14 protein-coding genes and 1 pseudogene are annotated in these 15,432 nt (G+C 64.2%); 9 read left to right on the top strand and 6 right to left on the bottom strand.

The annotated features are described in order from the left end of the window. Nucleotide 1 precedes the first annotated feature (1 nt). Nucleotides 2-637: a TetR/AcrR family transcriptional regulator gene (locus tag ABIG06_RS01765; protein ID WP_199751854.1), complete on the bottom strand. Its 636-nt coding sequence runs from the start codon at nt 635-637 to the stop codon at nt 2-4. A 254-nt stretch (nt 638-891) separates the two neighbouring features. Here ABIG06_RS01765 and ABIG06_RS01760 point away from each other — a divergent pair, with 254 nt between their 5' ends. The 8 genes and pseudogenes from ABIG06_RS01760 (at nt 892) to ABIG06_RS01725 (ending at nt 9,254) form a co-directional block, all read left to right on the top strand. After that, nucleotides 892-1,752, top strand: coding sequence for an FAD binding domain-containing protein (locus ABIG06_RS01760; RefSeq protein ID WP_370140760.1), 861 nt, complete (start codon nt 892-894; stop codon nt 1,750-1,752). After that, nucleotides 1,749-2,270 carry a (2Fe-2S)-binding protein gene (locus ABIG06_RS01755; protein ID WP_370133674.1) on the top strand — a complete coding sequence of 174 codons (522 nt, stop codon included), beginning with the start codon at nt 1,749-1,751 and terminating at the stop codon, nt 2,268-2,270. Before ABIG06_RS01760 ends, ABIG06_RS01755 begins: the two co-directional genes overlap by 4 nt. Next, nucleotides 2,267-4,642 (top strand): xanthine dehydrogenase family protein molybdopterin-binding subunit, encoded by a 2,376-nt coding sequence (locus tag ABIG06_RS01750; RefSeq protein WP_370133672.1) that lies wholly within the window; start codon nt 2,267-2,269, stop codon nt 4,640-4,642. Before ABIG06_RS01755 ends, ABIG06_RS01750 begins: the two co-directional genes overlap by 4 nt. Before the next feature lie 23 nt (nt 4,643-4,665). Further along, entirely contained in the window at nt 4,666-5,907 is a 1,242-nt protein-coding gene (locus ABIG06_RS01745) for an ABC transporter substrate-binding protein (RefSeq protein WP_370133670.1), read from the top strand. An 11-nt stretch (nt 5,908-5,918) separates the two neighbouring features. Beyond that, on the top strand, nt 5,919-6,794 hold the full coding sequence (locus tag ABIG06_RS01740; protein WP_370133668.1) for a branched-chain amino acid ABC transporter permease: 876 nt from the start codon (nt 5,919-5,921) through the stop codon (nt 6,792-6,794). After that, entirely contained in the window at nt 6,791-7,789 is a 999-nt protein-coding gene (locus ABIG06_RS01735) for a branched-chain amino acid ABC transporter permease (RefSeq protein ID WP_370133667.1), read from the top strand. Before ABIG06_RS01740 ends, ABIG06_RS01735 begins: the two co-directional genes overlap by 4 nt. Then, nucleotides 7,786-8,542 (top strand): annotated as a pseudogene (locus ABIG06_RS01730) (ABC transporter ATP-binding protein). The gene ABIG06_RS01735 and the pseudogene ABIG06_RS01730 overlap by 4 nt, the downstream one beginning before the upstream one ends. Next, a complete protein-coding gene (locus ABIG06_RS01725; RefSeq protein ID WP_370133664.1) occupies nt 8,535-9,254 on the top strand; it encodes an ABC transporter ATP-binding protein in 720 nt (239 codons plus the stop codon). The pseudogene ABIG06_RS01730 and the gene ABIG06_RS01725 overlap by 8 nt, the downstream one beginning before the upstream one ends. A 2-nt stretch (nt 9,255-9,256) precedes the next feature. Here the strand turns inward: ABIG06_RS01725 and ABIG06_RS01720 are convergent, their stop codons facing one another. The 4 genes from ABIG06_RS01720 to ABIG06_RS01705 form a co-directional block, all read right to left on the bottom strand. After that, nucleotides 9,257-11,266: a putative bifunctional diguanylate cyclase/phosphodiesterase gene (locus ABIG06_RS01720; protein ID WP_370133661.1), complete on the bottom strand. Its 2,010-nt coding sequence runs from the start codon at nt 11,264-11,266 to the stop codon at nt 9,257-9,259. 291 nt (nt 11,267-11,557) lie between these two features. After that, entirely contained in the window at nt 11,558-11,836 is a 279-nt protein-coding gene (locus ABIG06_RS01715) for a Plug domain-containing protein (protein ID WP_370133659.1), read from the bottom strand. Nucleotides 11,837-11,897: 61 nt separating this feature from the next. Then, entirely contained in the window at nt 11,898-13,007 is a 1,110-nt protein-coding gene (locus tag ABIG06_RS01710; RefSeq protein WP_424578063.1) for a hypothetical protein, read from the bottom strand. 279 nt (nt 13,008-13,286) lie between these two features. Continuing rightward, nucleotides 13,287-13,574 carry a hypothetical protein gene (locus ABIG06_RS01705; RefSeq protein ID WP_370133654.1) on the bottom strand — a complete coding sequence of 96 codons (288 nt, stop codon included), beginning with the start codon at nt 13,572-13,574 and terminating at the stop codon, nt 13,287-13,289. 168 nt (nt 13,575-13,742) lie between these two features. On the opposite strand from ABIG06_RS01705, the gene ABIG06_RS01700 reads away from it, so the two are divergent. Further along, nucleotides 13,743-14,552, top strand: coding sequence for an extracellular solute-binding protein (locus ABIG06_RS01700; protein ID WP_424578062.1), 810 nt, complete (start codon nt 13,743-13,745; stop codon nt 14,550-14,552). On the opposite strand, the gene ABIG06_RS01695 is transcribed toward ABIG06_RS01700, so the two are convergent. Then, nucleotides 14,526-15,224 (bottom strand): ABC transporter permease, encoded by a 699-nt coding sequence (locus ABIG06_RS01695; RefSeq protein ID WP_370133649.1) that lies wholly within the window; start codon nt 15,222-15,224, stop codon nt 14,526-14,528. The two genes, ABIG06_RS01700 and ABIG06_RS01695, sit on opposite strands and share 27 nt — an antisense overlap. Between the last annotated feature and the right edge of the window lie 208 nt (nt 15,225-15,432).

Here is a 15,432-nt window from a genome sequence, read left to right as displayed (position 1 = left end):
GTCAAGCGCCGAGCCGGGGCGTACTGCTTACCAGTTTTGGCATCGTCGTCTTCGCGCCGTCCATGAAGGTCTGGACGGCGTCGCGGACGATGGCGCCGAGATCAGGCGGGATCGGCGTTGCGTAAATGAACTTACGGATCGCGAGATAGAAGATGCGGCCGTGCAGGCCCCAGAACAGCTCGGTCTCGCGTTCGCTCAGTGCATGATCCCTTGCGTCGGGCAGCTTCAGCTCATGGCGCAGCTCGGCGGCCGCCGGCTCGATGACCTCTCGGCGGACGATGTCGAGATAGCGGCTGGTGATGCCGAACGACTTCATGCCGGAGAACACGAAGATCCGCACCCAATTGTACTCGAAAACGCGCTCGACATAGTCGAGATAGAAGCGGGTGAGCCGCGCCTCCAGTGGCAAGGCTCGGTCCCGGATCATCGGTCCCCAATCGGGTGACCAGCGGCTGAGATAGACGTCCTGGTAGACCCGCTCGATCAGCGCCTCCTTGCTGGGGAAGTGACGGTAGATCGCCGAATGCGTGATGCCCATGCGCTTGGCTAGCTCGCGGGTCTGGCCTTCGAAGCCGCGCTCCGCAAAGAATCGGATCGCCTCGTCCACGATCGCGCGCTCTCGATCCGCCGCGCGCATATTGCGGCGCTTTGGCGCAGACTTGTTGCCGGTCTCGGTCCGCTTGTGGACCGGTCGTTTCGCCGTTTTCTGCGCTTTTCGGGCCATTTCGTCGCTGAATCGTACGCCTGGGTGCCTTCATAGCCCAAGCTGCATTTGTAACCAAATGGTCATTTCCTGTTGACCGCCTCCTAGCGGCGTGTCAGGATTTTGAGACCAGATGGTTACAAATCTGGCTCCCGGCTGATGAGCCGATGGATTTCGAGGAAACGGCAGTGAAGGCGAGGGCTTTCAGCTATTTTCGTGCTGCAACGATCGACCAGGCGCTGGACGCTCACGCGCGCGCCGGGGACGATGCGCGTTTCATCGCCGGCGGCCAGAGCCTCGTGCCGGCGCTGTCGCTGCGGCTCCAGGCGCCGCGGCTGCTGATCGACATCACGCATATCGCCGAGCTGCGCGGCATCAGGCGCGAAGGCGCCTGTTTGCGCATCGGCGCGCTGACGCGCCACTGCGAGATGCTGAGCGAGCCGCTGATCGCGGAATTTGCGCCACTGCTGCATGCCGCGGCTCCCTTCGTCGCCCATCCCGCAATCCGCAACCGCGGCACGTTCGGGGGCAGCGTCGCGCTGGCCGATCCGGCTTCCGAATTTCCCGCGATGACCTTGGCGCTGGATGCTGAGATCGAGATCGCCGGTTCCTCGGGCAGTCGGCGCGTGAAGGCCGACGACTTCTTCGTCGACCTGTTCGAGACGGCGCTACAGCCAGGAGAGCTGATCACTGCAATTTACGTTCCGTTGTTCAAGGCCGATCAGCACTTTGCATTCGACGAACTGGCGCGGCGGCGCGGGGATTATGCGCTGGTCGGCTGTGGCATGCTTGCGACTTTCACGAGCGATCGAATCGACGACATCCGCATCTCCTTCTTCTCCGTCGGCAATACGCCGACGCGAGTGAAAGGCGCTGAGGCGGCCCTGATCGGCTTCGGCCTCGATGCGGAACGTATCGCTGCTGCGCAGGCGGCGCTCGAGAGTGATCTCGCGCCGCCCGAGAACGACGAGGTGCCGCCGGCCATGCGGCTGCACCTCGCCCGCGTGTTGCTCGGTCGTCTGCTCGGCCGTCTCGGAGAGGCAGCATGAGCGGTTTTGAAGAAACCATCCTGGACGAGGCCGACGAGACTGTGCGCGTTCGCTTCGTCGTCAATGGCCGCAAGGTCGCCTGCGAAGTCGCTCCGCGCGAGACGCTGGTCGACTGCCTGCGTGGCGAATTGGAGCTGACCGGTACGCATGCCGGCTGTGAAATGGGGGCCTGCGGCGCCTGCCTGGTGCAGGTCGACGGCCGCGCCGTGCACTCATGCCTGATGTTTGCCGTGCAAGCGGATGGCGCCAGGATCGATACGATCGAGGGGCTCACCGAGAGCGGAGCGATCGCCGACCTCCAGGCCGAATTCCATCGCCGCAACGCGCTGCAATGCGGCTTCTGCACGCCGGGCATGCTGGTCAACGCCCACGAACTGCTCTCGCAGATGGCGCAGCCGAGCCGCGAGGCGATCCGTGATGCATTGTCGGGAAATTATTGCCGCTGTACCGGCTATGAAGCCATCGTCGACGCCATCGACGCTGTCGCCAAAGCACGCAGCGCCGGAGACGCGAGATGACGGCGCCTCTGACCTCGCTCGACCGCCCGAATTCCTACATCGGCCGTTCCCTGCCGCGGCCGAATGCCAAGCGCCTGCTTGCCGGTCGCGGGCGATATGTCAGCGACCTCCGTCTGCCGCGCATGCTCTATGCTGCGTTCCTGCGTAGTCCGCGTGCCCACGCGAAGATCGTTTCGATCAATGCCGACGCGGCGCGTGTGCTGGAAGGCGTGCATCTCGTCGCGACCGGTGCGGATCTCGCAAAGATCTGCACGGCCTGGACCGGGACACTCGATCATTTCAAGGGCATGACATCCGCGCCGCAATTGCCGCTGCCGCTGGATCGCGTGGTCTGGGCCGGACAGGCGGTGGTCGCCGTCGTCGCCGAGAGCCGTGCGATCGCCGAGGATGCGCTGGAGCTGATCGAAGTCGACTACGAGGACCTTCCCGCTGTCGTCGACATCGACGTCGCACGTGAGGCCGGCGGCCCGCAGGTCAATCCCGGCAGCGCGAGCAATATCTGCTTCCGCAGCCAGCTCGACAGCGGCACCGTCGATGACGCCTTCGCGCATGCAGCCCATGTGGTGGAGGAGGAATTTTTCTTCGGCCGCCATACCGCGGTGACGCTGGAGCCGCGTGCCATCGTCGCAGATTATGATCCCGCCGCCGGGATGCTGACCGTGCACCATGGCACCCAGACACCCTACCAGTTCCAAGACCTCTATTCGCGCCACTATGGCATCCCGGAAGCCCGTGTTCGCGTGATCGCGACCGACATCGGCGGCTCTTTCGGAATGAAGCTGCATGTTTATCACGAGGACATGGCGGTGGTCGGCCTTTCGATCCTGCTCGGCCGTCCCGTGAAGTATGTCGCCGACCGCATCGAGTCGTTCGTCTCCGACATTCACGCCCGCGAGCACCGCGTCCGCGCCCGCATGGCGCTCGACACCAAGGGCGAGATTCTCGCGATGGACGTGCTGGATCTGACCGCGATCGGCGCGTTCTCGACCTACCCACGCACCAGCGTGGTCGAGGGCAATCAGGTAATCCGCCTGATCGGCGCGCCCTATCGCTTCAGGAACTACCGCGCCACATTGGAGGTGATCTTCCAGAACAAGGTACAGACCAGCCAGTATCGCGCCGTCGGCCATCCCATCGCCTGCGCCGTCACCGAGCGCATGGTCGATATGGCGGCGGCGAAGCTCGGCCTCGATCCTTTCGCCATCCGCGCGCAGAACGTGATCGCCGATGATGCCTATCCGCAGACGTCGCCTACCGGATACCGCTTCGAGGCACTGTCGCATCAGGCGTGCCTCAAGCGCCTGCACGAGATGATGGGCTACGACGACTTGCGTGCCGAGCAGGCAGAGTTGCGCAAGCGCGGCGTCTACCGAGGCATCGGCATTGCCGCCTTTGTCGAGATCACTAATCCCAGCCCGGCGTTCTATGGCGTCGGCGGCGCACGCATTTCTTCGCAGGACGGGGCGATCGTCAGCCTGACGCCGTCGGGCGAGGTGCGCTGCCTGATCTCGGTCACCGAGCAGGGGCAGGGCACCGAGGCGATCATCAGCCAGATCGTGGCCGATCAGCTCGGCCTAGCGCAGGAGCACGTCAAGGTCATCACCGGCGATACCGAGGTGACGCCGCATGGCGGCGCCACCTGGGCCTGCCGCGGCGCCGGCATCGGCGGCGAGACCGCGCTCCAGGCGACGCGCGCGCTCAAGCGCAACATTCTGGAAATCGCCGCGCTGATCCTTCAGGAGCAACCGTCGGCGCTGGACATCGTCGATGGCGAGGTCGTCGACGCAGGCACGCGAAACCAGCGGATACCGATCGCGGAGATCGCGCGCATCGCTTATTTCCGCTCTGATACGCTACCGCCGGGCACGCAGGCACAGCTTACCGTCAGCCACCACTTTGCGCCGCAGGGCTATCCGTTCGCCTTCACCAACGGCATTCAGGGCTGCTCGCTGGAGATCGATGTCGACACTGGATTCATCAGGCTCCTGAAGCATTTCATCGTCGAGGATTGCGGCCGGGTCATCAATCCGATGCTGGTGGACGAGCAGCTGCGCGGCGGTATCGTGCAGGGGCTGGGCGCGGCGCTGTTCGAGGAATGCCGCTACAGCGACACAGGCCAGCTCGTGAACGGCTCGCTCGCCGACTACCTCGTCCCGATGCCGATGGAGATGCCCGACATCCTCATTGCCCATGTCGAGACGCCGACCGCCGATACCGAGCTCGGCGCCAAGGGAGTCGGCGAGGCCGGCACCGCGGCAGCGTCCGCCTGCGTGCTCAATGCTGTCAACGATGCGCTCGCGCCGTTCGCTGCCACGATCAATTCGATTCCGATCACGCCCGCAATAGTCCTGAAAGCCTTGAAGCGTTTCTAGAAAAAAGACAGTTGGAGGAAATCATGCCCAAATCCGGTTCGACCCCGAAGATAACCCGCCGCACCACGCTCGCCGGCCTCTCAGCCAGCGCGGCCCTGCTCGCCATGCCGCGGCTCGGCCGCGCCGCCGACGAGACGATCCGCATCGGCTTCCCCACGCCGCTGACCGGGCCGTTCGCTGCCGAAGCGCGCGATCAGGTCAAATGCGCCGAGCTCGCGGTGAAGCTGGTCAATGACAAGGGTGGCATTGCCGGCCGCAAGGTCGAGCTGCTGGTCCGCGACGATAAGCTCAACGCCGGCGAGGCTGCGACCCGCACGCTCGAGCTGATCGAGAAGGACAAGGTCCATGCCGTGGTCGGTGCGCTCTCCAGCGCGGTGCAGCTGGCGGTCAACGAGGTCACCCGCGCTCGCGGCGTGATCTACGTCTCGATCAGCCAGTCCGACACCATCAACGAGGCCAAGGATTTCAGCAAATACACCTTCCACGAGGCGCTGAACCCGCACATGACGACCGCGGCCGTGGCACGACAGACGCTGAAGAAGGGGATGAAGATCGCTCATCTCGTCGCCGACTATGCCTACGGCCACGAGATGCTGCGCGGCTTCAAGCGTGCTCAGACCGCGATCGGTGCGGACAATGTCGGCGAGATCTTGCATCCGTTCGGTGCGGCTGACTATTCCACCTTCATGCCCCGCTTGATGTCAATGCGGCCGGACGTGCTGTGCATCTCCAATTTCGGCCGGGATCAAGCCAATTCGATCAAGCAAGCCGTAGACTTCGGCGTCAAGCAGCAGATGAAGATCGTCGTGCCCGTCATCCTGCACAACCAGCGGCTCGCGGTCGGTCCCGACGTGTTCGAGGGCGTGGTCGGTGGCGCCAACTATTATTGGGGCCTGGAGACGCAGAGCAAGTCGGCGGCCGCGTTCAACGCAGCGTTCAAGGCCGCCAACGGCGGCGCGATTCCGACCGACTATGGCGCCTACGGGTATTCCGGCGTCGGATCCCTGCTGGCCGCCATGCAGGCCGCCGGCGGCACCGACACCGACAAGGTCGTCGATGCCCTGGAGAAGCTGCAATATGATCTGACCAAGGGCCCGCAGCATTATCGGAAATGCGACCACCAGTCGGTGCAGTCGGTGCTGGTCCTGGAGTCCAAGAAGAAGTCCGCCATGACCGGCGAGAACGATCTGTTCGCGATCCTGGCCAACGACGCGGGGACCGACGACATGCTGCGCAGCTGCAGCGAGCTCGGCCACGCGACCTGAAGCCTGTCACGATGGACCTGTCGCTGATCATCATGCAGCTTCTCTCCGGGATCGCCCTTGGGGCGGTCCTGGTGATCACTGCGCTTGGGCTGACGATCGTGTTCGGCATGCTCGGGGTGGTGAATTTTGCCCACGGCGCGCTGTTCATGATCGGGGCCTATGCGGGGCTGTATCTGGCATCGCTCACTGGGAGCTTCTGGTGGGGGCTGCTGCTCGCACCCATCTTGATCGGCGCCTTCGGCATGCTGATCGAGTTCGTGCTGATCAGGAGACTGTATGGACGCTCGATCGACGACCCGCTGCTGCTCACCTTCGGCCTCAGCTACATCCTGGTCGAGGGCGTGCGCATCGTGTTCGGCAGTGACGGCATTTCTTTTCCGACGCCGCCGCAGCTGATCGGCGTGCTCGATCTCGGAATCGGCTTCTTCCCGCGCTATCGCCTGTTCGTCATCGTGCTCGTGGCGGTGGTGCTGCTGGCGCTCTGGCTGACGCTGGAGAAGACCCGCGTCGGCCTGATCGTGCGCGCCGGCGCGCGCGATCCGACCATCATGCAGGTGCTGGGCGTCGATATTGGACGGGTCTGGCTCGCGACCTTCGGGCTCGGCGTTGGGCTTGCCGCGCTCGGCGGCGTGCTCGCCGGGCCCATGCGCAGCGTGAATCCGGAGATGGGCTCGCTGGTTCTGGCGGAAGCCTTCGTGGTGACCGTCATCGGCGGGCTCGGCTCGATCGTTGGCGCAGTCGTAGCTGGTCTCATGGTCGGCGTATCCATCAGCATGGTGGCGCTGTTCGCGCCGGAGATGGCGATCATCGTCATGTTCGCGCTGATGGCGGTGGTGCTGCTGATCCGCCCGCAAGGCCTGTTCGGCGTGAGAGGGAGGACCGCGTGACGGGACCTTCGAGTAGCGAAGCGCTCACCAAACCCGCCTCCAGCGGGCTCGGCTGGCTCCTCGACCAGCGTGTTCTGCTCTCCATTGCCGTGCTTGCATTGCTGCCCTGGCTGCTGCCATCGAAGGCGCTGGCCGTCAACGTCCTGATCTACGGCGTGGTGGTGATGGGCTACAATCTGCTGTTCGGCTACACCGGCCTGCTGTCGTTTGGCCAGGCGGCGTTCTTCGGTGCAGGCGCTTATTTCACGGGCATCGCGATCGGACGCTACGGCATGCCCTGGTTCGCCGCCGTACCGGTTGCCGTACTCCTCAGCACTTGCCTGGCCGCCGCGATCGGCGTGGTCTCGACGCGCACCCGCGGCATCTATTTCTCGATGGTAACGCTGGCCTTGGCGCAACTCGTCTATTACGTCGCGCTCCAGGCGGCCTCCTTCACCGGCGGCGAGAACGGGCTGCGGGGCTTCACGGTCGACCGCATCAGCCTGTTCGGCCTTCAGGTCAATTTCCTCGATCCTGTCAACAAATATTACGTGCTGATGGCGTTCGCGGCGCTCGCGATGTGGTTCCAGTCGCGCATCCTGAACTCACCTTTCGGAGCCGTCATCGAGGCGATCCGCGAGAACGAGCAGCGGGCACGGGCCTGCGGCTATGACGTCGAACGCAGCAAGCTGGTCGTGTTCATGCTGTCGGGCGCGATCTCATCGCTCGGCGGCTGCATGCTGGCACTGCATCTGTCGATCGTGCCGTTGGACATCCTGCACTACCAGACCTCGGGCATGATCGTGATGATGGTGTTGCTCGGCGGCGCCCGCAGCTTCTTCGGGCCCTTCGTTGGTGCTGCCACCTTCCTGATCCTGGAGGACGTGATCTCGCTCTGGACGCCGCATTGGCAAATCGTCGTCGGTGCGATCTTCGTGCTGTTCGTGCTGTTCCTGCCCAAGGGCATCTGGGGAACGCTGCTCGATGCGCTCGGCATCGGAAAGGCGCGGCGATGAGTGGTGAATTGCTTCGCGCCGAAGGCATCGGCAAGCGCTTTGGCGGCTTCGTCGCGCTCGAAGGCATCACCGTGTCCTTTGCGGCCGGACAGCTGACTTCGATCATCGGGCCGAACGGCGCCGGCAAGAGCACCTTCTTCAACATCCTCTCGGGCGCGCTGACGCCGACCTCGGGCAAGCTGCATTTCAGGGGTCGTGAGCTGAACGGCCTGCCGCAGCATCGCTTCGTGCATCAGGGAATCTCGCGCTCCTACCAGATCACGAACATCTTTCCGGATCTGTCCGTGCACGAGAACGTGCGCGTGGCAGCCCAGGCGCTGATCGTAAGCTACGACATCTGGCGCAACCGCGCACGGCTCGTTGAACTGAATGGGCGCGCAGACGCCGCGCTCGACGCAGTCGGGCTGCTGGCTAGGCGGAACGAACTGGCGAAATTCCTGTCGCATGGCCAGCAGCGCGCACTGGAGATCGCGATCGCGTTGGTCGCCGAGCCGGAATTGCTCCTGCTGGACGAACCGACCGCCGGCATGGGGCCGGAAGAAACCAAGGACATGGTCGCTCTGCTCGAGCGCCTCGCCGACAAGCGCACCGTGCTCCTGGTGGAGCACAAGATGAAGATGGTGCTGGGGCTCAGTAAGCGAGTCGTGGTGCTGCATCACGGCCGCCTGCTGGCGGACGGCGCGCCCGACGAGATCAGAGAGCAATCCGGAGGTCCGCCGGGTCTATCTCGGACAGAGTGAAGGCTATGGCTGAGACCGCGCTGCTCGAAATCGACGATCTCCATGCCTGGTACGGCACCAGCCATGTCCTTCATGGCATCTCGCTGCATGTGGACCCGGGCGAGGTGGTCGCCCTGGTCGGCCGCAACGGCGCCGGGAAGACCACGACTTTGCGCGCGATGATGGGCCTGATGCCAAGGGCGACGGGCCGCGTGCGCTTCGCCGACAGGGAATTGTTGCCGCTCCGCGCGCATCAGCGCTTCCATCTCGGCCTCGCTTACGTGCCCGAGGAACGCCGCATTGTCCCCGGCCTGTCCGTGCGCGAGAATTTGCGGCTCGGTCTCGTCGCGGCCGGCGCCCATATCGAGGAGCGCGCGGCGATCGACGAGATCGCCGAGACCTTCCCGCGCCTGAAGGAGCGTCTCGATCAGGAGGGCGTGACGCTCTCGGGCGGAGAACAGCAGATGCTGGCGATTGCGCGCGCGCTGATCGCAAAGCCCAGAATGATCCTGCTTGACGAGCCCTCGGAGGGTATCATGCCAGTCCTCGTCGAGGAGATGGGCGTGCTGTTCCGCCGCCTGCGCGACGAGGGCAAGACGCTGCTGCTGGTGGAGCAGAACGTCGAATGGGCGCTGCGGCTGGCCGACCGCGCCGTCATTATTGATCAAGGCGAGGTCGTGCATCAGAGCAGCGCGGCGGCGCTGCTCGCGGACAAGGATATCCAGGAGCGCTATTGCGCGGTGTGACTTTAGGCTACGACCTTGGCCCTGGTGCCTTCGAGGCGCTGGCCTTCCTTTGCCAGATAGTCGCCAATCGCAACGGCCGCCATCGGCTTTGCGAAATAGTAACCCTGGATGAAGTCACAGCCGAGCCGGCGCAAGCTGTCGAGCTGGGCTCGGGTCTCGACGCCTTCGACGACGCAGGCGATCTCCATGTCGTCGCACAAGCCGGTGAGCGACTTGATGATCTTGTGGCTGACGGGATTGTCGTTGATGTCGGAGACGAAGCTGCGGTCGATCTTGATCTTGTCGAGCGGCAGCCGATGCACGTGGCTCAGCGACGAATAGCCGGTGCCGAAATCATCAAGCGAAATGCCGCAGCTCATTGCCTTCAACATCGCGATCGACTGCTGCGCGCGCACGAAGTCGAAGGTCACGGCGGTCTCGGTGATCTCGAAGTCGATCCGATGCGGCGGCAACCCGCTCTTCTCGATGATGGAGATCAGCGGCAAAATGCCCTCCGCCGCGCAGACATCGTGAGCGGAGAGGTTGAACGACAGGCGGACGTGATCGGGCCATGTCCTGGCAATGGCGAGCGCGCGCACCAGCAGCGCTTGCGTCAGTGGGCGGATCAGACCGATACGCTCGGCGGCCGGAATGAAATCGGCCGGAGAAATCAGGCCGAGGCGAGCGCTGCGCCAGCGCGCCAGGACCTCGAAGCCGACGGTGTGCTCGCTCATGGCGTCGACGATCGGCTGGAACACCAGATCCATCTCGGTGCTGAAATCGGCCGTGCGCAGCAAATTCTCGATAACGACGCGACTGCGGATCTCGGCCTCGAGCTCGCTCGAGAAGATCACAGTGCGGCCGCGCAGATGGCGCTTGGCATGATAGAGCGAGTAGTCGGCACACTCGTAGAGCTCTTCCGACGTCGTCGCGGAGTTCGGGAAGGATGCGAATCCGATCGAGCACGACAGCCCGGTATGGGCGGTGTCGAACTGGTAAGGCAGCTTGATCTGGCCCCCGATGTGTTCGCCGAGCCGCAATAGATCCACGTCGTCGGGGTCGCCGCACACGACGAGCCCGAACTCGTCACCGCCGAGCCGGGCGAACTCCACGCGCTGCGGACCAAAGCCCTCACAGACCTCGCGGATGCGCCGGCCCGCCTCGATCAAGACACGGTCGCCGACGGAGTGACCGTAATTGTCGTTGATCGGCTTGAAGCCGTCGAGGTCGATGATGCCGACCGCAACGCGAACGTTCCTGCGTTCGGCATCTGCAAAGGCACTTGACAGCTCGGCAAAGAAGCGGCGGCGGTTCGGCAGTTCGGTGAGGGAATCGAGATTGGCAAGGCGAAAGTTCTCGTCCGAGAGCGCCTGCGTCGCCGCTTGTTGCGCCAGCAACGACCTGCGGCTGGCGACGAGATCGGCGAAGTCGCGATAGTAGATGAACAGCACCGTCACCATCGCCCCGGAAACCAGGAGGTTGTTGACGGCGATCGCCTTCAAAGTCGGCTCACCCGTTGCGAAGAAGAACAGCACATAGGGCACGTCGACGATCAGCGTCACGATCAAGGCCGCCGAACGCAGATGCATCAGCGAGAAGATGCAGCCGATCACGGTGACCGCCATGTAGAAGGCGACTTGGCTCTTGGCGAAGGGATCGCCGTAGGGATAGAGTGCGAAGGACCAGGCGGCGAAGCCGGCGCCGATCGGCAAGGTCAGCCAGTTGGTGGTGCGCAGATTGCGCAGGATGTCGGCGTCGCTGCGCACGATGTGACGCTGGCGCAGCCACCAGAAGGTCCGTAAGCCTGCGAGCACGGTCAGCACGCTTGGCACGATCATCGTCAGCCAGTCCGGCGCTACGTTCACATAGGTGTAGGCGACCGCGATCGTGTTGCTGATCAGGATGAAGTAGAGGAGCGGGATCTGCTTGGAGAACGCGTCGAACTGTGCGCGGGTCAGGTCGGGGTTGTCGGCCGGTACGCGAAACAGTCGCGTTGCGGCGGCAAGATGAGACTTCAAATCGACAACAGGCATTGAAATACGAGCCCCGCATCCTTTCAAAACGCGGGCGATCTTGCACGGCGCGGGTAAAGGGCGCGTTAGATCGGGCCAAGCGCGGAGTGCCAGCACAGGTTGCGCGCGACCTCAGGACTTTCCGGCCCGTGCAATTGGTGAGGCCGCGTTAAGGATATCAGCGCCAAGGGCAGCGTTCTCGGCCAAGCTGTCCGCCGCTGCTACAGCCTGCTAACCATGGTGCTGGCTAGTGCGCGCGTCCAGGTGCTTGTCGTTGTGGTCGGGCGTTGCCGTCGCTCGAACGTGTATGCTTCAGCGCCCGATCGTCACACCGGCGGTCGAGCGCATGGCGCCTCTCAGGCTGGTCGCGTTCATGTCGTCGAGGACCTGCCGCGTCAGCACGGTGGTCTGGCCGGGCGTGTCGAGGATCGTCTCTCCGCGCGAGGAAGAGAGCCGATCGGCCTTGTAGGGCGCAGCCGGATCGGTGGTGGGAACGGCCGTCGCTGTAGGACGCGGTCGTTTGCCCGCGGCGAGCGCTGGCTGTGAGATGGAGAAGGCGATCACGACCAGAAGCAACGGCCTTGCGCGCATGTGCGATCTCCCATGTCGGGACATCAGCCTAGCACATCGGGATCGTTCCCAGAAGAAAGGATCAGGCGAGAACGGCCTGACGCTCCCGCGTCGGTTCGCGGACGCGGTCGATGTTCCGCGGCTCGGCGAGTCGCGTAAAGCTGCGATGGCTCCCTTGCGCAGGCGCTTCGACGATGACGCCCTCACAGACGATCTGTCCGCCGAGCATCTTGAATTCCAGCTTGTCGTAGCGCGGCATTGTCTCGCCGGGCGCCGGCGGCAGCAGCCCGACGCTTCCCTGGATGTTCAGCGCGGCCTCGCCGGTGCCGTGAAGTCGCGGATTCCACATCCTGATTCCGGTCTCCGCCCAGCGTTGCCGGATCAGCGCGGCGCGATCGCCGGGTTCCGGGGCTCTCGCGCGAGCTTTCGGTGCGCTGCGGATCTCCAGAGCAGGAGACCCGAGCGCCGGAGCCGGTTCGATCTCGATGACAACGCTGCCTGACTCGTTGGCCGCCGGTGCAACGGCTGTGACGAGTGGAACACCGTTTACAGGGGCTGGCGCGACCTCGACGACGAGCGCTGGGTCGCTGTCGGTTCTGGTTTCAGAAACGTCAGGCGCGACGCCATTGGCATCGCCGAGGAGGACCGGGATTGCATCGACGGCGACCGTTTCGACCTCGGCGGAAACGTTGAACGAGGGGGCAGCCTCGATGACGGCATCAGGTACGTCAGTCGAAGCGGTCGTGACGTCCGATGATGAAACCACAACCTCTTCCGCGGCGACGGAATCGATTTCGGCAGGCGATGCATCGTCAATGATGGCGAGATCAGCGTCCGCAACCGGCTCGTTTTCCGCGTCGGGCGATGAAGCCAACACCTCCTCGGCGACGGGCGGCGGCGCGGGCGCGTCCATGTCCGCCACTCTCTCCGGAGATGAGCCGTCGCTGGTACGGATATCGTCGGACGAATTCTCCGCGACGACCGACACAGCCGTATCGTTCTCCGCGACCGGAGCTTGGGTGGCGGGGGCAGCGTCGTCGCGCCCCGGGACGGTACTGATCTCGGCAATTGGAGCTTGAGCAGTGGCCGCGACCTCTTCGATGATGGCGGGCGAAGCGTCTGTAGTGATCGGAGCGACGTCACTGCTGCCGCCGTGCGGCAAGGGCCGAAGCCGGGTAAACGCCCAGTTCACCGCGGGGATGCGGCGCAGCAGCGATATCAGTCTCGAAAGCACTGGGAGTTGTCCAAGAGGTACTCGGCGTGAGGCAATCGCTGATTCGCCAGCAATGAGAAAACCTGCCCCGGCCGTCACGCCCGTGTCAATGTAGGGAGGACCAATTGCAGAACATCACGCATCCGCTCTGCGGGGTGACTTGCACCCCGCCTTGTGAATGCGGTTCGCGATTCCTCCAATCGACGCGCTGCTTGGAGAAGGGATAGCCCTCCGCTCCCGGGATATTCGATCCTTGGTTCATTTGCCGGAGCCGGCGCCGCCGGAGCCTGCGCTGCCGCCGGCCTGGCTTCCCATATTGTTGCTGTTGCTGCCACCGGCGGATGGCGACTGCGCGCCCTTGCTGTCGCTGGCCTCGTTCTGCATGTTCGATGCACGTCCGGTCGTCATTCCCTTGGTCGCCGGGCCTCGCGACGAGGGGCCGACGTCGCTCTGACCGGGTGCGCCGGGGACGGGTTGTGTCTGCGCGAAGGCGCCACCTGTCGCCAGCACCATGATGCATGCGGATGCCAGAATGATCTTCTTCATCGGATTCTCCTTGACGTTACATCTCCGGACAGCCGGCCCGCGCCGCCGACGTTCCTGGCAACGCGCGCAGCCCCTCGCGTCAATATTCGTTGCGGACCTGTCCAAGGGGTTCCCGTCGTCGTCGCCAGCGGCTATTCAGAACTGTCATTGTCTGGTCGAGGACGGCGCATGAGGAAGCTTGCCACAATTGGAGCGGTTCTGCTCTGGTCCACCATCGCATTCGCACAGGATCGCACCATCACCGTGGCCTCGACCACCTCGACGGAACAGTCGGGGCTGTTCGGCCATTTGCTGCCGCTGTTCTCGAAGGCCGAGGGGATCAGCGTGAAGGTCGTCGCCGTCGGCACCGGCCAGGCGCTGGATATCGGACGGCGCGGGGATGCCGATGTGGTGTTCGTCCATGACAGGCCCGCCGAGGACAAGTTCATGTCCGAAGGGCAGGGCGTAAAACGGTTCGACGTCATGTACAACGACTTCGTCATCATCGGGCCCAGAAGCGATCCGGCGCGGATATCAGGCAGCAAGGATGTGGTCGAGGCGCTGCGCAAGATCGCGGCGGCAAAGGCGACTTTCATCTCGCGCGGCGACAAGTCCGGCACGCATGCGGCCGAGCTGAGGCTCTGGAAAGAGGCGGGCGTTGACCTCGGCGCCGGGAAGGACAGTTGGTATCGGGAAATCGGTCAGGGCATGGGCCCGGCGCTGAACATGGCGTCCTCGTCGAACGCCTATCTCCTGTCGGATCGCGGCACCTGGCTATCGTTCAAGAACCGTGGCGAGCTCGCTATCCTGACCGAGGGTGACAAGCGGCTGTTCAACCAGTACGGCGTCATGCTGGTGAATCCCGAAAAGCATCCGAGTGTGAAGGCGAAGGACGGACAGGCCTTCGTCGATTGGCTGGTTTCGCCGAAGGGGCAGGAAGCGATCGCCGGGTACAAGGTCGGCGGCGAGCAGCTATTTTTCCCCAACGCGTCCCACTAGCACGAAGGCGATGGTCGAGACTGCAACGCTGAGCGCGAGCAGGATCAGCCCCAGTCCGAGCGCCAGCGGCAGGTCGCCCTTGCTTGTTTCCAGTGCGATCGCCGTCGTCATCGTGCGGGTGAAGCCGCGGATGTTGCCGCCGACGATGATGATCGCGCCGACTTCCGCAATGGCGCGCCCGAACGCCGCGAGAAAGGCCGTCAGCAACGAGGTCCGGCCGAGCGCGAACAGCAGGGCCATGCTGCGCAGCGCCGACAGTCCGTCGATCCGCGCCAGGTCGCCATACTCCGCCCACAGCAGGCTTGCCGGCCGATGCACCAGCGCCACCACGATCGGCGTGGCCAGCAGCGTCTGTGCGATCACCATGGCAGCCGGCGTGAACAACAAGCCCGCAGCCCCGAGCGGGCCGGACCGCGACAGCAGGAGATAGAGGGCGAGCCCGACGACGACCGGCGGAAGGCCGAGCAATGCATTGGTCAGAATGATGATAACCTGACGCCCCCGGAAACGGGTGATCGCAAGCAGGGCTCCGAACGGTGCGCCGATCAGGAGCGCGACGATGCTGGCGGTCAGGCTGACCCGGACCGACAATGCGACGATGCCCAGCAGCTCGGCGTCGGCTTCGCCGATCAGCGTAAAAGCGGCACCGATGGATCGTGCGAAATCGTTCATCCGGCCTGACGCTGTTGCGTCGGCTCGATGCCGGTGGTCCTGGTCACGTCCATCGCGAAATCCTTCCTCGGCAGCCTGCCCCTGACAGCTTCGACCCGCCTTGCCGGCAGGCCGGATCCTCCACGGGAATCCTCGGATGGCAACTGCGCCGGTTCTGGCCGCTGCGGTCGCCACAATCAAGAGGTTGCAATTCAGGGGGGCGCTCAGG

It is taken from the genome of Bradyrhizobium sp. USDA 326 (genome assembly GCF_049739485.1).
Lineage (GTDB): Bacteria > Pseudomonadota > Alphaproteobacteria > Rhizobiales > Xanthobacteraceae > Bradyrhizobium.
The sequence above is the reverse complement of the archived record's forward strand: the minus strand, read 5'-3'. Positions and strand labels throughout refer to the sequence as shown.